This is a genomic window from Stenotrophomonas maltophilia R551-3 (genome assembly GCF_000020665.1).
Taxonomy (GTDB): Bacteria; Pseudomonadota; Gammaproteobacteria; order Xanthomonadales; family Xanthomonadaceae; genus Stenotrophomonas; species Stenotrophomonas maltophilia_L.
Window position 1 is genome coordinate 3,881,120 of the sequence record NC_011071.1, and the last position, 18,016, is coordinate 3,899,135.

At 66.5% G+C, this 18,016-nt stretch carries 17 protein-coding genes; 6 read left to right on the forward strand and 11 right to left on the reverse strand.

Translation table 11 applies throughout. From position 1 onward, the window contains the following. Nucleotides 1-135: 135 nt before the first annotated feature. The 6 genes from rodA (SMAL_RS17525) to SMAL_RS17550 form a co-directional block, all read right to left on the reverse strand. Nucleotides 136-1,191, reverse strand: coding sequence for a rod shape-determining protein RodA (rodA, locus tag SMAL_RS17525; protein ID WP_232273996.1), 1,056 nt, complete (start codon nt 1,189-1,191; stop codon nt 136-138). 269 nt (nt 1,192-1,460) lie between these two features. After that, the gene (gene rodA / locus SMAL_RS17530; protein ID WP_012512130.1) at nt 1,461-2,573 is read right to left on the reverse strand and encodes a rod shape-determining protein RodA; all 1,113 of its coding nucleotides are present in this window, start codon (nt 2,571-2,573) and stop codon (nt 1,461-1,463) included. Next, nucleotides 2,570-4,645, reverse strand: a complete 2,076-nt coding sequence (gene mrdA / locus SMAL_RS17535; protein ID WP_012512131.1) for a penicillin-binding protein 2 — start codon at nt 4,643-4,645, stop codon at nt 2,570-2,572. The genes rodA (SMAL_RS17530) and mrdA overlap by 4 nt, the downstream gene beginning before the upstream one ends. Before the next feature lie 3 nt (nt 4,646-4,648). Further along, complete coding sequence (mreD, locus tag SMAL_RS17540) at nt 4,649-5,134, reverse strand: rod shape-determining protein MreD (RefSeq protein ID WP_006392642.1); 486 nt, start codon at nt 5,132-5,134, stop codon at nt 4,649-4,651. Then, on the reverse strand, nt 5,131-6,354 hold the full coding sequence (mreC, locus tag SMAL_RS17545) for a rod shape-determining protein MreC (protein ID WP_012512132.1): 1,224 nt from the start codon (nt 6,352-6,354) through the stop codon (nt 5,131-5,133). The genes mreD and mreC overlap by 4 nt, the downstream gene beginning before the upstream one ends. Before the next feature lie 121 nt (nt 6,355-6,475). After that, entirely contained in the window at nt 6,476-7,522 is a 1,047-nt protein-coding gene (locus SMAL_RS17550) for a rod shape-determining protein (RefSeq protein WP_005419402.1), read from the reverse strand. A gap of 283 nt (nt 7,523-7,805) precedes the next feature. Here SMAL_RS17550 and SMAL_RS17555 point away from each other — a divergent pair, with 283 nt between their 5' ends. Continuing rightward, the gene (locus SMAL_RS17555) at nt 7,806-8,744 is read left to right on the forward strand and encodes a carbohydrate kinase family protein (protein ID WP_006392776.1); all 939 of its coding nucleotides are present in this window, start codon (nt 7,806-7,808) and stop codon (nt 8,742-8,744) included. Nucleotides 8,745-8,873: 129 nt separating this feature from the next. Here SMAL_RS17555 and SMAL_RS17560 read toward each other — a convergent pair whose 3' ends face one another. The 5 genes from SMAL_RS17560 to ubiE all read right to left on the reverse strand — a co-directional run bounded on the left by SMAL_RS17560 (nt 8,874) and on the right by ubiE (nt 15,487). Further along, nucleotides 8,874-10,847 carry an LTA synthase family protein gene (locus SMAL_RS17560; RefSeq protein WP_012512133.1) on the reverse strand — a complete coding sequence of 658 codons (1,974 nt, stop codon included), beginning with the start codon at nt 10,845-10,847 and terminating at the stop codon, nt 8,874-8,876. Nucleotides 10,848-11,132: 285 nt separating this feature from the next. After that, a complete protein-coding gene (locus SMAL_RS17565) occupies nt 11,133-11,765 on the reverse strand; it encodes an HAD family hydrolase (RefSeq protein ID WP_012512134.1) in 633 nt (210 codons plus the stop codon). Continuing rightward, complete coding sequence (locus tag SMAL_RS17570) at nt 11,762-12,493, reverse strand: hypothetical protein (protein ID WP_012512135.1); 732 nt, start codon at nt 12,491-12,493, stop codon at nt 11,762-11,764. Before SMAL_RS17570 ends, SMAL_RS17565 begins: the two co-directional genes overlap by 4 nt. Before the next feature lie 124 nt (nt 12,494-12,617). Beyond that, nucleotides 12,618-14,546: a M1 family metallopeptidase gene (locus SMAL_RS17575; RefSeq protein WP_012512136.1), complete on the reverse strand. Its 1,929-nt coding sequence runs from the start codon at nt 14,544-14,546 to the stop codon at nt 12,618-12,620. A gap of 179 nt (nt 14,547-14,725) precedes the next feature. Next, a complete protein-coding gene (ubiE, locus tag SMAL_RS17580; protein WP_012512137.1) occupies nt 14,726-15,487 on the reverse strand; it encodes a bifunctional demethylmenaquinone methyltransferase/2-methoxy-6-polyprenyl-1,4-benzoquinol methylase UbiE in 762 nt (253 codons plus the stop codon). 79 nt (nt 15,488-15,566) lie between these two features. On the opposite strand from ubiE, the gene SMAL_RS17585 reads away from it, so the two are divergent. The 5 genes from SMAL_RS17585 to SMAL_RS17605 all read left to right on the forward strand — a co-directional run bounded on the left by SMAL_RS17585 (nt 15,567) and on the right by SMAL_RS17605 (nt 17,944). Continuing rightward, the gene (locus SMAL_RS17585; RefSeq protein WP_012512138.1) at nt 15,567-16,019 is read left to right on the forward strand and encodes a nucleoside deaminase; all 453 of its coding nucleotides are present in this window, start codon (nt 15,567-15,569) and stop codon (nt 16,017-16,019) included. Nucleotides 16,020-16,217: 198 nt separating this feature from the next. Next, nucleotides 16,218-16,475 (forward strand): hypothetical protein, encoded by a 258-nt coding sequence (locus SMAL_RS17590; RefSeq protein ID WP_006393103.1) that lies wholly within the window; start codon nt 16,218-16,220, stop codon nt 16,473-16,475. Nucleotides 16,476-16,549: 74 nt separating this feature from the next. Continuing rightward, nucleotides 16,550-16,876 (forward strand): hypothetical protein, encoded by a 327-nt coding sequence (locus tag SMAL_RS17595; RefSeq protein ID WP_006393104.1) that lies wholly within the window; start codon nt 16,550-16,552, stop codon nt 16,874-16,876. 73 nt (nt 16,877-16,949) lie between these two features. Continuing rightward, complete coding sequence (locus tag SMAL_RS17600; RefSeq protein ID WP_012512139.1) at nt 16,950-17,372, forward strand: low affinity iron permease family protein; 423 nt, start codon at nt 16,950-16,952, stop codon at nt 17,370-17,372. 119 nt (nt 17,373-17,491) lie between these two features. After that, nucleotides 17,492-17,944: an REP-associated tyrosine transposase gene (locus tag SMAL_RS17605; RefSeq protein WP_012512140.1), complete on the forward strand. Its 453-nt coding sequence runs from the start codon at nt 17,492-17,494 to the stop codon at nt 17,942-17,944. The last annotated feature ends 72 nt before the right edge of the window (nt 17,945-18,016 follow it).

Below are 18,016 nucleotides of genomic sequence, written 5' to 3' on the forward strand. Positions count from 1 at the left end.
ATGCGGCTGCCAAGCCTCCAGGGACGGATTCACGGCGTCCCCCGCGTACCCAACCCGACCGGCCCACCCGCTGCTTCTGCTTTCCGCGACCACCCAGACACCACCCACGAGGGGCTGCGCCGTTGGCTGGAAACCCTATCCCCCGTGCACGGGCCGGTGCCCAGGCACCGCCATCACCAGGCCGATGCCGGCCAGCAGCGAGACCGCTGATGTCCCGCCATAACTGATCAATGGCATCGGAATGCCCACCACCGGCAGCAGGCCGGAAATCATTCCACCGTTCACCAGTACGTAGACGAAGAACGCCAGCCCCAGGCTGCCGGCCAACAACCGTGCATGGGTGTCGCGCGCCTGGACCGCGATCCACAGGCAGCGCCCGACCACAAATAGATAGAGTGCGAACACAGTCGCCACGCCGATCCAGCCGAACTCCTCGGCGAGCACTGAAAATGCGAAGTCGGTCGTGTACTCGGGCAGGAAATCCAATGTCGCCTGCGTGCCCTGCCCCCAGCCACGGCCCTGCCATCCACCCGAACCGATCGCGATGCGCGACTGCAGGATGTTCCAGCCGGTGCCGAGCGGGTCCGCCGTCGGGTCGAGGAAGGTCAGCACGCGATCCTTCTGGTACTGCCGCAGCAGTCCGAACCACGCCAGCGGCGCGGCCACCGCCAGCCCCGCCACACCCGCCGCCACCCAGCCCCAATGCAAGCCGGCCAGCAATAACGCGAATACGCCGCTGGCGGTCACCAGCGTGGCGGTGCCGAGGTTGGGCTGCATCAGGATCAGAACCGCTGGCACGCCAATCAGCACCGCGGCGGTGAGTACCGTGCGTGGCGAGGGCGGCAACGGCTGCCGATGCAGGTACCAGGCCATCATCAACGGCAGGCTGAGCTTGAGCAGTTCGGACGGCTGCAGATAGAACACGCCCAGGTTGAGCCAGCGCTGCCCGTACTTGCCGGTGCCAGTCACATATACCGCCATCAGCGGCAGCATCGACAGCGCGTACAGCGCCGGCGTCCATGCGCGCAGGCGCAGCAGCGAGACCCGCGACAGCAACCACATCGCCACCAGGCCACCGGCAAAGCGCGCCGCCTGCCCCGTTACCGGACCGGACACGCTGTGCAGCACTGCCAGGCCGGCGGCCATCAGGATCAACAGCGCGATCAGCAACGGCAGATCGATCGTGCGCATCGCCTCACGGCAGCCGCCAAGCATTCGTTTCCATTCCACGCGGGCCACGGTAGCAACGCGCCCTTGCGTGAAGCTGTCAGGCTGCTTCTGTATTTGTAGAGTCGAGCCATGCTCGACTGCCTTTCGTACAGTGTATGCAGGCCCTGAGCCGAGCATGGCTCGGCTCTACAGAAATCAGAAGCGGTCGAGCAAGCTCGACTCTACGGGAAGGCGAAGGCAGGTAGCGCCGGGCCATGCCCGGCGGCGGCTCGCGAAGCGCGCAGCCGGTGTTACCCGTAGCCGCCGTGTACCGGATTGTGGCTGCGTACCGCCATCACCAAGCCGAAGCCGGCCAGCAGCGAAACCGCCGACGTACCGCCGTAGCTGATCAGCGGCATCGGCACGCCCACCACCGGCAGCAGTCCGGAAATCATCCCGCCGTTGACCAGCACGTAGACGAAGAACGCCAGCCCGGTGGCACCGGCCAGCAGCCGCGAATAGGAATCGCGCGACTGGCTGGCGATCCACAGGCAGCGACCGATCACCACCAGGTACAGCGCCAGCACGGTGGCCACGCCGATCCAGCCGAATTCCTCGCTCAGTACCGAGAACGCGAAGTCGGTGGTCTGCTCGGGAATGAAGTTCAGGTGCGACTGCGAGCCCTCGCCCCAGCCCTTGCCATCGAAGCCGCCAGAACCGATCGCGATCTTCGACTGGATGATGTTCCAGCCAGCACCCAGCGCATCCATCTCCGGGTCCAGGAACATCATGATGCGGTCCTTCTGGTAGGGCCGCAGCAGCCAGAACCAGGCCACCGGTGCGACCGCGGCCACACCACCCACACCCAGGCCAACCCACCACCACGGCAAGCCGGCCAGCAGCAGCACGAACACGCCGCTGGCAGCGATCAGCACGCCGGTGCCGAAGTCGGGCTGCAGCATCACCAGGCCGGTCGGCACACCTATGATGACCAGGGACACGAGCACGGTATTGAAGCGCGGCGGCAGCGGCATCTTGTGCAGGTACCAGGCCACCATCATCGGCAGGCTGACCTTCAGCAGTTCGGCCGGCTGCAGATAGAAGAATTTCAGGTCCAGCCACTGCCGACCGTACTTGCCTGTGCCAAGCACGAACACTGCCAGCAGCGGAATCATCGAGATCGCATAGATCATCGGCGTGGCCGAGCGGATACGCAGTATCGGTACCCGCGAGATGCCCCACAGCGCGGCCATGCCCACCGCGAAACGCGCGCCCTGGGCCATCACCAGGCTGTCGCCGCCCGCGCTCTTGAGTGTCGCCAGACCGATCACCATCAACGCGCCCAGCGCCAGGCACAACACCCAGTCCAGCGTGCTGAAGAAGCGGCGCAGCATGTCGCCGGCCCAGCGCAGGAATACTTTCATCGCGCGGGCTCCGCGGCGGTCGGGCGTGGTGTGACCGGCAGTGCGGCGGCAGCCGGCGTACCCGGCTGTGGTGCAGGTACCGGCTCCGGCGCAGGCACGCCGACCAGCACCTGGTGTTCACCCACCTGTGCGGCGGCGAGGTCGCCCGCCTGGCGCGCGCCCACATCTTCGTTGTCGAATGCGGTCGCACCGATGGCAGTGGTGCCACGTTCGCTGTCCAGCGGCTGCATGCCTTCAGGCATCTTGCCCAGCAGATAGGCATCAAACACCTTGCGGGCGATTGGTGCGGCCGCCGCACCGCCGTAACCACCACCTTCCACCGCGATCGCCAGCGCGATCACCGGCTGATCGACCGGCGCGAAACCGACAAACAGCGCGCGGTGGCGCAGGTGCATCGGCAGGCTCTTCGGGTTCACTGCGGCGGTGCCCTTGCGGCTGACGACCTGCGCGGTACCGGTCTTGCCTGCCATCGTATAGGGTGCGCCGGCCGCCATCCGCGCAGCGCTGCCGCCGGGCAGCATGGTGGCCATCATGCCTTCGCGCACCGCCTGCAGATTGTTCGGGTTCGGGCTGACCGGCTTGCTCTCGCCCGGGTCGGTGGCCATCCAGTCATGGTCGAAACCTGCACGTTGCTGGATCACCAGGTGCGGCGTGCGCAGCTGCCCGTTGGCCAGCCCACTGACACCCCGTGCCAGCTGCAACGGAGTGACCTTCCAGTCGCCCTGGCCGATGCTGATGTTGACCGTGTCGCCGGGGTACCACGCTTCCTTGCGGCTCTTCCGCTTGTACGCCGGAGACGGCAGGATGCCCCCGATCTCGCCGGTCAGGTCGATGCCGGTCGGCTGGCCGAAGCCGTAGTACTCCATGTAATGGTCGAAGCGCTCGATGCCCAGGTCCAGCGCCAGCTTGTAGTAGTAGGTGTTGACCGACTGCGCGATGGACTTGCGCAGGTCGGTCCAGCCATGGCCGCCGCGGTGCGAGTCACCCCAGCCACGCGAGGTGCCGGGCAGGTAGAACATGCCGGTGGACAGCACTTTGTCTTCGGGCCGGCGCACGCCCGAATCGAGGCCGGCCAGGCCGATCAGCGGCTTCAGGGTAGAACCGGGAGCGACGCCACCCAGCACCAGGCGGTTGAACTGAGGCCGTGATGGGTTGTCGTTCAGCGCCTTGAAGTCGGCATGGGAAATACCGTTGACGAACAGGTTGGGGTCGTAGGACGGCAGGCTGACCATTGCCAGCACCTCTCCGGTGCGCGGGTCCATCGCCACGGCCGAGCCTTCCTGTTCGCCGAAGGCGGCCACCATTGCGCGCTGCAGGTCGGCATCGATCGACAACCGCAGGTCGGCGCCGGACTGCGCGGCGACGCGGCCGATGGTACGGATCGCACGGCCCTGTACGTTGGTCTCGACCTGTTCGTAGCCGACCTTGCCGCGCAGCTGCTGCTCGTAATAGCGCTCCAACCCGGACTTGCCGATGTGGGTCAGGGCTGCATTGCCCTCGCCGAGGATTTCCAGATCCTTTTCATCGACGCGGCCGACGTAGCCGATGATGTGCGCGAACAGGTCACCGTACGGGTAGCGCCGGGTCAGATAGGGTTCCAGCTCGACGCCGGGGAAACGCCAGCGATCGACCGCGAAGCGCGCCATCTCCTCGTCGCTCATGCGCAGCTTCAGCGTGACCGGCAGGAACTTGCGGCGCGCCTTGCGCGACTTGTCGAATGCTTCCAGCTCTTCCGGGCTGATGCTGATGATCTTCGCCAGCCCTTCCAGGGTGGCATCCATGTCCTTGACCTTGTCCGGGGTCACGTCCAGGCGGAAGGCCGGCACGTTCTCGGCCAGCAGGCGGCCGTTGCGGTCGTAGATCATGCCGCGCCCGGGCACTACCGGCCGTGGCTTGATGCGGTTGGCTTCCGAGCGGGTGGCGTAGACGTCGTGGTCCAGCACCTGCAGCTTGAAGTACCAGCCGCCCAGGCCCAGCAGGCAGACCAGCACGCCAAGGAAACCCAGCGCCGCGCGGCGGCGGAACTGCTCGGCTTCGGCGTGCGGGTTCTTGACCTGGCGGCGCGGAATCATGGCTCAGCGCCCGCGCTTGCCGAAACGCACCGCGTCCAGCAGCACGAACACCAGCGGCCACAGGCCCATGCCCAGCAGCGGCGCCCACCAGTACGACCACGGCAGGGTCGGCTCATCCACCACGATGTGGACCAGCGCGCTGACGATGCGGTCGTTGAACAGCAGGCCGCCAATGGCGAGCATCTGCTGCGACATCGGGAAGAAGCGGATGCGGGCGCGGAAGCGCTGGAGGATGAAGGCCAGCATCACCAGCCGCAGCGCCTGTTCTCCCAGCACGCCGCCGTACAGCAGATCGGCGATGACGCCACTGGCGAAGGCGATGCCCAGGCCGACGCGCTCGGGCGCTTCGATCACCCAGTACGCCAGCACCAGCGCCAGCCAGTACGGACGCAGCGGCTGCAGCAGCGCCGGCAACGGCAGCAGGCCCAGCAGCAGGGCCACTACCAGGCTGGCCGGCAGCACCCAGGGGTTGTCGCGCAGGCGGCTCATCGCTGGGCCTCCGGCGTGGTCGGTTGCCGGCCAGCGGCCGGCACTACCGGAGCGCTGGCTGGAGTGGAGCCCCCTTGTTGTTCAAGGGGGCGCGCCGCAGGCGCGGGGTTAAGGAAAGATGCGGGGGCAGCATTCCTCGTCGCAGACGGGGATTGCTGCCGGCCAGCGGCCGGCACTACCGTGGAGCTGGCTGGAGATGCCGGGGCCACCGTCGGCGACGCGGACGGAGCCGGTGACCGGCCCACAGTCGGTGCAGGCGTTGCAGGTGCGGGTGCCGGCGTGGTGGTGGCCGGTGCGGTTGCCGCCGGCACAGTTCCGCCCGCCGCCGGGCCACCCGGGGCGGTCTCTTCCAGCTGCAGGCGCAGTTCCGGCGGAATGCGGATCGCCGCACCCGGGCGCAGCAGCAGCACGTCGCGGCCACGGTCGAGCTGTGCCGCCGGCTTCAGTTCGCCGACCAGGAAGGCATGGGTGTCGTCCGGGCGCAGGCCGGTGATGGTGCCGACCGGGAAGCCTGCCGGGAAACGGCCGCCGAGGCCGGAGGTGACGATCTCGTCGCCCACTTCCACGCCGGCGCTGAGCGGGATGTCGCGCAGTTCCAGCTTGTCACCGCGGCCATAGACGATCAGGCGAACGCCGTTGCGGGCCACGGTGACCGGTACCGCATGGTCGGGGTCGGTCAGCAGCAGCACCGTTGAGGTGCTGCCGGTGACGCTGATCACCTGGCCCATCAGGCCCCCGACATCGATCACGGCCTGGCCGACGTGCACGCCTTCGCGGCTGCCCGCATCCAGCACCAGGCGCTGCTTCACCGGGTCCAGGTCGATGTCCAGGATCGGCGCCAGCTGCACGTCCAGGCCACTGCGCTCGGCTACGTTCAGCAGCTCGCGCAGCTGGGCGTTGTCCAGCGCGGCGGTCTGCAACCGGGTCAGGCGGGCGTTGGCCAGCAGCAGCTGGTTGCGCAGTTCGCGGTTCTCGGTCACCAACTGGCTGTGGCTGGCTGCAGAGTCCTTGACCTGGTTGCCGAGCTTGCCGGGCAGGCCGGCCAGTGCCCACACCGGCTGCACCAGACTGTTGGCCTGCCCGCGCAGGCGCGCCAGCCAGCCGGCCTGGTCGTCAAGCACGATCAGGGTGATGGCCAGCGCGAGGTAAGCCAGCAGCCGCAGCGGGCTGGCGGCATCACCGGATCGGGAAGCGACGGGAGGTCCGGCGTAGGGCGGCACGGCAACGATTCAACTGGCAGAAGGCGGAGGGGAAACACGCGGACGCCCCGCCGGTGCCGACCCACCATCATGGCGGGCCGCACCCCGGTGGGGCGCTGCGGGCGCAGGCAGCCGGGACGGCTTACTCCGGCGCAAAGAACTCGTTGCCGTGCATGTCGACCAGCTCCAGTGCACGGCCACCACCGCGGGCCACGCAGGTCAGCGGGTCATCGGCCACCTGCACGTGCAGGCCGGTTTCCTCGGAGATCAGGCGGTCCAGGTCACGCAGCAGGGCGCCACCACCGGTCAGCACGATGCCGCGCTCGGCGACGTCGGCGCACAGTTCCGGCGGGGTCTGCTCCAGCGCCAGCTTGACCGCGCTGACGATGCCCGAAAGCGGTTCGTGCAGGGCTTCGAGCACTTCGTTGGAGCTGATCTTGATCATCTTCGGCACGCCCTCGGCGAGGTTGCGGCCGGAGATTTCCATCTCGATCACTTCCGCCTGCGGGTAGGCGCAGCCCAGTTCGACCTTGATGCGCTCGGCGGTGGCTTCACCGATCAGCATGCCGTGGTTGCGGCGCACGTAGTTGGTGATCGACTCGTCGAAGCGGTCGCCGCCGATACGGACCGAGGCCGAGTAGACGATGCCGTTGAGCGAGATCACCGCCACTTCGGTGGTGCCGCCGCCGATGTCGATGACCATCGAGCCACGGGCTTCGGTGACCGGCATGCCGGCGCCGATCGCGGCGGCCATCGGCTCTTCGATCAGGAACACGTCACGGGCGCCGGCTTCCTCGGCCGATTCCTTGATCGCGCGGCGCTCGACCTGGGTCGAGCCGGCCGGCACGCAGACCAGCACGCGCGGGCTCGGGCGCAGCACGCGCGACTTGTGCACCTTCTTGATGAAGTGCTTGAGCATCGCCTCGGTGTAGGTGAAATCGGCGATGACGCCGTCCTTCATCGGGCGGATGGTGGTGATGTGGCCCGGGGTACGGCCCAGCATCTGCTTGGCCTCGGCGCCGACGGCTGCCACCGAGCGGGTACCACCGATGGCGCGATCCTGACGCACTGCGACCACCGACGGCTCGTTCAGCACGATCCCCTGCCCGCGCACGTAGATGAGGGTGTTGGCCGTGCCCAGGTCGATGGACAGGTCGTTGGAGAACATGCCACGGAGTTTCTTGAACATCTGAGGAAGGAGTCCTGAGGGGTGTCGTGCCCGCCGCGGGATGGCGAAAAAATGGGCAGAAATCGAGGCCGACAAGCCTAGCAACCCGCCTGCCGCCGAGCAAGGAAAAAACTAGCTGAACCCGCGCCTTGACAGGCTTTCGGCCCGATCGGGCATCACCCGGTTCTGGCCCTGAGCGGCACCAGCGGGTAACCTTTGCGCCGTCGGGCGCCCAAGGGCGCCGTTTGCTTGCCTGCTGAACCGGGCCGGCCCACCCCAAAATTCACCGCATAGGCTTACATCGATGTCCGCTCTGATCTGTGGTTCTCTTGCCTTCGACACCATCATGGTGTTCCCGGACCAGTTCAAGAATCACATCCTGCCGGACAAGGTGCACATCCTGAACGTGTCCTTCCTGGTGCCGCGCATGCGCCGCGAGTTCGGTGGCTGCGCCGGCAACATCGCCTACAACCTGCACCTGCTGGGCGGCCAGCCGATCCCGATGGGCACCGTCGGTTCGGACTTCGGCCCGTACCGCGAGTATTTCGAAGGCCTGGGCATCGACCTGACCCGCGTGCGCGTGATCGATGAGCTGTTCACTCCGCAGGCGTTCATCACCACCGACCACGACAACAACCAGATCACCGCCTTCCATCCGGGCGCGATGATGCGTTCCTACGAGAACCACGTGCGTGGCGTGCCCGGCGTGACCCTCGGCCTGGTCGGCCCGGACGGGCGCGAAGGCATGATCCAGAACGCACAGGAATTCCACGAAGACGGCATCCCGTTCATCTTCGACCCGGGCCAGGCCATGCCGCTGTTCAACGGACCGGAGCTGCGCGCCTTCATCGACCAGGCCGACTACGTGGTGGTCAACGACTACGAGTCGAACCTGCTGCAGGAACGCACCGGTTGGGACGAGAAGGAGATCGTCAGCCGGGTCAAGGCCTACATCACCACCCGTGGCCCGAAGGGCGCGGTCATCCACACCCCGGAAAAGAGCTACGACATCCCGCCGGCGCACGAGCGCCGCGTGGTCGACCCGACCGGTTGTGGCGACGCCTTCCGCGCCGGCCTGATCTACGGCATCCAGAAGGGCTACGACTGGCTGACCATCGGCCGCATGGGCAACCTGATGGGCGCGCTGAAGGTGGAGCACCCGGGCACCCAGAACCAGCGTTTCACCTTCGAAGAGTTCAACGAGCAGTTCAAGCAGCAGTTCGGTTACGCGTTGAACGCGTAAGCGAATTGCCCGCGCGACAGCGGAGATTCCGGTAGCGCCGGGCCAAGCCCGGCGGCTTTCCAATCAGATATTGCCGGACGCCGCCCGCGCTGTGCGCTCGCCGGGCATGGCCCGGCGCTACCTTCCGGCTCAGGGCTTGGCTTTCTCCGGCAACCGGTACAGCTCTTTCTCGTAAGCCAGCGTGCCCCACATGGCATAGGCATGTGCGCGCCGTGCCAGCTCCGGCCGCAGTGGGTGTGGCTGCAGCTGATCGGTCGCCGGGTCGTAGCGGAATCCCTGCGCCGGCTTGTCCGGCTGCAGGATGGCGACGTCGTTGCCCTCCATCCATGCCAGGTTGCGGTCGTACTGCATCAGCGCGCGGCCCGGTTGCAGCCGCCGCATGTCGGTCAGGTCCTGGCCCACCAGCGGCGTGGGGTCGGCGATGCCCAGCAGCGACAGCAGCGTCGGCGCCAGATCGATCTGGCTGACGATGCGGGTATCCCGCCGCGGTTCGATGCCGCCGCCAAGGATCAAGCCCGGGATATGGAAGTTGGCGATGGGCACCATGTCCTTGCCGAACACGCGCGAGTCATGGTCGGCCACCACCAGGAACACGGTGTTTTCCCAGTACGGTGAGGCCATCGCCTTGCGGAAGAATTCTCCCAGCGCGTGATCGGCGTACTTGGCTGCATTGTCGCGGGTCTGCTTGGGCTGCTCGTACAGTTCGATGCGGCCGTCCGGGAACTCGAACGGATCATGGTTGCTGGAGGTGAACACCAGGCCGAAGAACGGCTTGCCCTGCGCATTCAACTGCTGGAACTGCTCATCGGCGCGGTTGAACAGATCCTCGTCCGATGCCCCCCATGATCCGACGAACGTCGGCGTGCGGTAGTCCTTGCGATCCACGATGCGGGTGAAGCCATTGGCGAGGAAGAACTCGCGCATGTTGTCGAAGTGACTTTCGCCGCCGTAGTAGAAGCCGGTGTCGTAGCCATGCCGGCCCAGTACATCGGCCAGGGTGAAGAAGCGTTGGCGGCTGGCCGGCAACTTGACTACCGATTCGGCCGGGGTCGGCGGGAAGCCGGTCAGCACCGCTTCGATCCCGCGCACCGAACGCGTACCGGTGGCATACAGCCGCTCGAACGCCCAGCCCTGCTTGCTCAGGCGGTCGTAATGCGGCGACAGCGGCCTCCCGCCAAGGCTGCCGATGAACTGTGCACCGAGGCTTTCTTCCAGCACGATCACCAGGTTGCGCGGCTTGCCCTGGTGCAGCGGTGGACGCAATGCCAGGCTCGGCAGCGCCTCGGACACGTACGCCGTGGCAGGCAGGCCACTGGTCGCGTGCAGCTCGTCGACCACCTGCGCCAGCGGCAGCTCGCCATAGATGCGCGAGGTCTCGCTGCGGGCGGCCAGCTGGCGCGCCGCATAGCCGACGGTGTACAGCGAGTTGAGTGGCAGCACGTTGACGGTGGGGTCGGTGGAGAACGCCACCAGCGCCGGATTCAACGGCCGATGGCCGAGGCTCGAACGCACACCCATCGCCGCCAGCAGCAGCACCAGCACCGCCAGCGGCAATCGCCACAGCCACCCGGCTTCGGCCACGGCCGCCGGGCGGGTTTCCACCCAGCGACGCGAGCCACGCAACAGCGCCCAGCACAGCACGATCACGGCGACCACTTCGATCACCACCGCCAGCAGATGCCCCCGCAGCAGCGTCATTCCGACTTCTTCGGGGTAGATCAGATACTCAAGGAACAAACGATTGGGCCGCAGGCCGTACTCGGCCATGAAGCTTGGCGTGGCCAGTTCCATGAACACCAGCAGCACGCTTGCCACGATCAGCCACCCGCGCAGGACATGCCTCCAGGCGCGGCCCAACCGTCCTTCGACCGGCAACAGCAGCGACAGCACTGCCGGGATGCCAAAGAGCAGGCACAGCGTGGACACGTCCACACGCAGTCCCTGCAGGAAAATCGTGGACCAACCGTCGGCAGCACTGACCCGCGCGGCATGCCACAGCGCCAGCCCCAGCCGCGACAGCGACAGGGCCACCAGGCCAAACAGGAAGAAGGCGGCGATCGGACACAGACGCCGGTACAACGACAGCAGCACAGCTCGAGGCATGAAAGGAATCCTGGAATGGAACAACGGAGACCCTCGCCGCGTCCCTGGCAGCGGGCTACATCGACCAACGTGTTACCTGACACCATCGCCAGCGCCCGATCAGGCCACGACAGTCGTCGGCAGCGGTTCCCCAACCGCCCCCGGCCTCAGCTCCGGCCGGGCATCCCGCCAGACACAGTCCTGCGCAGTGATCGCGCACAATACACTGTGATGACCGTCTACTTCGACGGCTTTCGACATCTGAACCCTTTCCCCCTGCCCGCCATGGCGCGCAGAGGGCGCCCCCTAGCGCTGCCAGTGCTCCAGCACCGCCGCACAATCGGCCATGTGCCAGCAGGCCATGTCCGGCCACGGGTTGTCCGGGGCATTGACCAGCAGGGTGCGCGTGCCCGCGGCCCGGCCGCATTCCAGGTCGAAGCGGTAATCGCCCACCATCACCACCTGCGCCGGATCCACCTGCCAGCGCTGCAGGAAGTACTGCAGGCCGTCCGGCGAGGGCTTGGGCTCGGCTTCGTCGCGGCCGATGATGTCCTCTTCGGCAAACACATCGCCCAGCCCGATCGCCTGCAGCGTGACCTGGGCCAGGTTGCGCACGTTGCGGGTGAGGATGCCCAGCCGGCAACCGGCGCCCTGCAGCGCACGCACCAGCGCCACCGCGCCCGTCGCCGGCACGGAGGCCGCGGCCAGTTCACGCTCGTGGGCCAGCAGCCAGGCATGCTTGGCACTGGCCTCTGCAGCGGGCAGAGCAGCCAGGTGGGTGAGGATGTCGTCCTGCGCCGGAATCGCCAGTTCGCGCTTGATCCGCGCGAAATCATGCATCGCCACGGTCAACGTGCCATCCATGTCGAACACCCAGTGCCGGATTGCCGACAACGCCGGTACTGCCCTGGCGTCCACCACGGGTACCGCCAGGGTCATCGCCACCACGTCGGCATGCGGCTGGCGTCGATGCCACCGGTCTCGAACACCGCAGTACGGGTGCCACCGGCCTTGACCGGGAACTCGACGCTGATCGACTTGCCCTTGGCTGCCAGCTTCCACAGCGCTTTCTGGTCAGTGATGAACAGGGCGATGGCTTCATCGGTCTTCGGCCGCCAGGCGGCCATGGAAATCGGCTTGCCGTCGTCCACGGTCACCTTCACCGTGCACTGCGGGCAACGGAAATCGCCGGCCTGCAGCACCAGGTAGGCATGCCGCTTCCACTCCGGATGATCGCGGAACACCAACTGCACCGGCTTGGCACCGCTGCCATCCACGTCCACCCGTTCCTTGCTGTAAATCTGTGCCGAGACCTGGTTGCCCTTGCTGCCGACCGGGATCTGGTTGTACTGCCACAGCCCCTGCATGCGGCGCAGGTCGCGCGCGGCATCGCCCTTGGCCTTTACTTCGTCGAAGCCAGCCGCGATGCGCTCGGCGGCGGCGGTGTCCTTGTACTGGTCCAGCAGCGAGGCACCATGCAGGCGCGCACGCTCCCAGTCCTGCGCGGCCACGGCCATGTCGTACTGCTTGGCCACGTCCTCGGCCTTGGCTTCCTTCTGTGCCTGCACGGCGGCCGCGGCGGCTTCCTGCGCCTTGCGCTCTTCCTCGGGGTTGCTGCAGGCAGCCAGGGCCAGGGTGCAGGCGGTGAGCAGGATCAGTCGTTTCATGGCGGAGGTCCTTCGTGTTTTCGCATTTCTGTAGAGTCGAGCCATGCTCGACTGGCGCTTCAACAGCAGTCGAGCATGGCTCGACTCTACAAAAAAAGCGCCGGGGGTTGCCCGGCGCTTCTGCTTACTTGGCTTCAGCCTTGGACAGCATGTCCTGCACCGAGCCGGTGGTGATCGGGTGGTAGCCCGGCTTGGCCTTCTCGAAGGCCTGCTTGGCCAGCTCCAGACCCTTCGGGGTCTTCACCAGTTCGGCGTAGATCGGCAGGATCAGCTTGCGACGGCCGACGCGCTCGATGAACGCTGCGGCGCCTTCATTGGCCTGCTCGTAGCCGCTGCGGATCGCCAGCGGATACCAGCGCATGGCGATCTCGCCATTCGGGGTACCGGTGAAGTGGAACGCCTTGTCCAGCGTGGCCAGCTTGTCCAGCGGCTGGGTCGCGCCCAGGCCGTCGATGAAGCGCACCCATTCCTGCGTGCTCCAGTCGGCGATGACCTGGCTGCTCGGCACGGTGCCGGCGCTGGCAAAGGCGATGCGTGCGGTATCGACGCTGCTGAAGTTGCGCGACTGCGCCTTGGCCGCGAACGCCGGGATGCCCGGCTCGTCCAGCCACGCCTTCAGTTCGGCATCGGTCACTGCCGACGGATTCTTCGGCAGCAGGTTCTTCTTCAGATACTCCACGAACTGGTCGGTGTTCGCGCTCTGGAAGGCGTGGTCATCGAACCAGCCACGCAGGAACGGATCGAAGGTCTCGCGGCCGAAGCGCTGTTCCAGGAACTCCAGGAACCACGAACCCTTGACGTAGGCGACCTGGCTCAGGGCTTCGTCAGGGTCACGCTCGTTCAGCGGCGGCAGCGCCAGCGCCTGGTCGGCCGGGCTCATGTCCTTCACTTCGGCCAGCAGATCGGTCTGGTCGATCTGCTTCTCCATCTCGGCCATCTCCTTGCCGTACAGGGCTTCGGTGATGCGGCCCTGGACGTAGGTGGTGAAGCCTTCATTGAGCCAGATGTCCTTCCAGCTGGCGTTGGTCACCAGGTTGCCCGACCAGCTGTGCGCCAGTTCGTGGGCCACCAGCGAGACCAGCGACTTGTCGCCGACGATCACGGTCGGGGTGGCGAAGGTCAGGCGCGGGTTCTCCATGCCGCCGAACGGGAACGACGGCGGCAGCACCAGCATGTCGTAGCGGCCCCAGCGGTATTCGCCGTACAGCTTCTCGGCGGCACCGATCATCTTCTCGGTGTCTTCGAATTCCTTGGCGGCCTTGTTGACCATGGTCGGCTCGGCCCAGACGCCGGAGCGGCCGGAGATCGGCTCGAACACCAGGTCACCGGCAGCGATGGCCAGCAGGTAGGACGGAATCGGCTGCGGCATCTTGAAGGTGTAGTCACCGTCACGCGCGGCCTTCGGATCGTTGTCGGCGCTCATCAGCACCATCACGTCCGGGCGCGAGACCACGTGCGCGCTGTAGGTGAAGCGCACGCTCGGGGTGTCCTGCAGCGGCACCCAGGAACGGGCGTGGATGGCCTGCGACTGGCTGAACATGAAGGGCAGCTTCTTGCCCTCGGTCATCGACGGCGCCAGCCACTGCAGGCCCGAGGCGGTCGGTGCGGTGTGGTAGGTCACTTCCACCTTGGCCGGCTGCGCCGGGGTCTCGATGGTCAGCTTGCTGCCGAACACCTTGTCGACCGGGGCGAGCACGAACTGCAGCGGGCTGCGCGCGCCATCGGCGGCGATCGCCTCGACCTTGGACACGCTCAGCTCGCGGGTGTCGAGCACCAGCTGCTTGGCGTCCTTCTGTTTCCACTCCAGGGTGTAAGTGGCGGTGCCGCCGATCTGCTTCTGGTCGAAGTCCAGCTTCAGGTCCAGCGCGATGTCCTTGATGACGACCTTGTCCGGCTCGGCATAGGAGCTTTCGTCGTGGCTGCGGTTTTCGGCGTTCACGGGAGCGGCGGGGGCCTTTTCGGCAGTCGGGGCGGCGGCGGGCGCGGCCGCCTCCTGGGAGCAGCCGGCGGCCAGGGCCACGGCCAGCGGAAGGAGCATCAGCGGATTACGCATGAATCGGGACCGTTACGGGGATCAGACCCCCAATGGTACCTCCCTCCGGCCCCGCAGGCGTTGCGCGGTGCGGGGTAATGGCGGGCGGGGCCGCCTGCTCGCCGGGCATGGCCCGGCGCTACCGGGGGTGCCGGGACGTTGCGTGGTAGCGCCGGGCCATGCCCGGCGACCTTCAAGGCTTAAAGCTTGTAGCCGGAATGGATCGAGACGATGCCGCCGGTCAGGTTCTTGTAGTGGCAACGCTCGAAACCGGCCTGCCCCATCATCGCCTTCAGCTCTTCCTGCGGCGGGTGCTTGCGGATGCTCTCGGCCAGGTACTGGTAGCTGTCCGAATCGTTGGCGAACAGCTTGCCCAGCTTCGGCAGGATCTTGAACGAATGGAAGTCGTAGATCGGCTTGAACCAGTCGGCGGTGACTTCGGAGAACTCCAGCACGCGGGCCTGGCCGCCGACCTTCAGCACGCGGTACATCTCGCGCAGGCCGGCGTCCTTGTCGGTCACGTTGCGCAGGCCAAAGGCAATGGTCACCAGGTCGAAGCTGTTGTCCGGGAACGGCAGGGCTTCGGCGTTGCACTGCACGTAGTCCAGGCCGAGCACCAGGCCGCGGTTGGTCAGGCGGTCGCGGCCGACCGACAGCATGCCGGCGTTGATGTCGCCCAGCACCACCGAACCTTCGACGCCGACGCGCTCTTTCAGCAGCGCGGCGATGTCACCGGTGCCGCCGGCCAGATCGAGCACGCGGTCACCCGGCTTCACCTGCGCAGTGGCGACGTAGTAGCGCTTCCACGCCCGGTGCACGCCCATGCTCATCAGGTCGTTCATCAGGTCGTAGTTGCGCGCGACCGACGTGAACACCTGGCCGACCAGCTTCTGCTTGTCCTTGGCGGCGACGTCGCGGAACCCGAAATGGGTGGTACCGGATTTGTAGGGGGATTCGCTCATGCCCCGATTATCGCACCGCCGGGGGCCATCGGCACCCCCTGCCCGTATCATGGCGGGCCATGACTTACCGGAGCCCCGCATGATCACCACGCCCGACTACCAGGCCCTGCTGCAGACCGCCATCGCCGAAGCCCGCCAGGGCCTGGCCGAGGGTGGCGTGCCGATCGGCGCGGCGCTGTACCACAACGACGGCCGTCTGCTTGGCTGCGGCCACAATCGCCGCGTGCAGGAAAGCGACCCGTCAGTGCATGGCGAGACCGATGCCTTCCGCAAGGCCGGCCGCCAGCGCCGTTACCAGGACACCATCATGGTCACCACCCTGGCGCCGTGCTGGTACTGCTCGGGCCTGGTGCGCCAGTTCAACATCGGCACCGTGGTGGTCGGCGAATCGCGCACCTTCCAGGGCGGCATCGACTGGCTGCGCGAAAACGGCGTCAAGGTGATCGACCTGGACAGCCAGGAATGCGTGGACCTGCTGGGCGGCTTCATTGCGCAGCACCCGGAGATCTGGAACGAAGACATCGGTGAATGAACACCGCGCAGCCTCCTGTTGAACCCGCTTAATGAACGCTTCAGTGCCGGCACATCCTTGTGCCGGCAGCGTTTGCGGCAATCGCCGTGAACCGGTGCACAGTCAGTTGCCCTGCATGCACACGCGCCGGTAACACCCCAGCCCGCCATCGCACCTAGGGTGGAATGACCGGGGCCCCTTTCCCCGGCGGAGCCAGCCATGTGCGCGCTCGCCCTACGCTCCACGCCCGACCCGGCCCTTGCCGGCATCCGCGACCGATTGACGCAGCAGTTCGCGCTGCATCGACGCACCGCGCCGTTCTGGACCGCTTACCAGGGATTGCAGCAGGAAGTGATCCACGCCCACCCGCGTGATCATGTCCGGCTGTGCAACGCCATGGCCGACATCGCCGAAGACCTCGGTGCAGTGACCCACGCGCAGCTGCTCGATGGCAACACCGGCTGCACGCCGCGCTGACGCGGCATGCACCGGCGCATACGCCACACTGCGATGAACCCCCACTCCCATCCACCTCAACCGATTGGATCGACATGCACGCTGAAGTTCCCACCATTCCCCCGGTCATCAATGTCGATGCCGAGCTTGATCACTGGCGCCGCCAGCATGCCGACGGCGCACTACCGCACAACTCGTTCGGTTCGTACGTGCCGTGGATCAAGTTCGCCTGCGATTCGCTGATCACCCAGCCGCGCGCAAGCAATGCCCAGCGCGACGAGATGTTCCAGACCCAGTACGCGCTGCAGATCATGCCGCGGCTGAGCGAGTCCCAGGCCCGCGAGTTCGTCGACCGCTGCTGGCAGCATGTCTACCAGACCAGCCCGGTGCGGCTGCAGGACGCTCCGCGCCTGCGCGCCTGAGCCGATCCACGGCTGCACGGCCCCTGCACGGGCCACTGCCGATCATCCTCGTCATCTGAGTAGGACGACGACGATGAAAGCAAGAAACCTGTTCAATACGATCGCCAAGAAGGCTGCGGCCGCCACCGGTTCGCCGTGGACCTTCCTGGCTGCGGTGATGATCGTGGTGATATGGGGCATCAGCGGGCCCGTGTTTGGATTCAACGACACCTGGCAGCTGGTGATCAACACCGGCACCACGATCATCACCTTCCTGATGGTGTTCCTGATCCAGCACACGCAGAACGCCGATACCGCGGCGATGCAGATCAAGCTGGACGAACTGATCCGGGCGACGGCCGAAGCCAACAACGAGCTTCTGGACCTGGAGGAATTGGACGAAGAGCGCCTGGAGGAGATCCGCGCCGAATACGAGCAGATGGCGCGCGAGGCCGGTGACGCACTGGCGCGCGTACGCGCCTGCCACGGCGTGCGCCGGGATGATGAAGCGGTCTAGCGCACACGCTCTGGTAGCGCCGGGCCATGCCCGGCGAGCGCGTGAACCAGATGATCCCCACATAATCCGATGGCGGATGCCTATGGCAACAAGCGCCTGCCATTGCGCAGGCTGCGTCCATGTCCAGCCGTCATCTCCAGCGTGGTCGCGATTCCCGTATCGATGGCTGCTACGTGCTAACCACCGTTGTCCGGCGTCGGTGCCGGGTGTTTGACGATCCACGCTGTGCAACCTGTCTTGTGGACGCGCTGCGATTCGTCGAATCCATGGGACTCAGCCACTCCTTTGCCTGGGTTGTCATGCCTGACCACCTGCATTGGCTGGTGCAACTACGTGACGGTTCGCTCGCACGGCTGATGGGAACACTCAAGTCACGCAGCAGCAGGCTGCTGGGGCAGCAATTCGGGATCGAGACGCCACTTTGGCAGCCGAGTTACTTCGACCATGCGGTGCGCCATGAGGATGCATTGAGACGCCACGCGCTTTACATCCTCGGCAATCCCGTTCGGGCTGGACTGGCGAGCCGGCTGGATGAGTATCCGTTTGCGTGGTGCCACTGGCCCCAGCGGTAGCACCGGATGGCCTGCGCTGCAGTAGCGCCGGGCCAAGCCCGGCGAACGCAATGCGCGGTCTGCGCCAAGCAG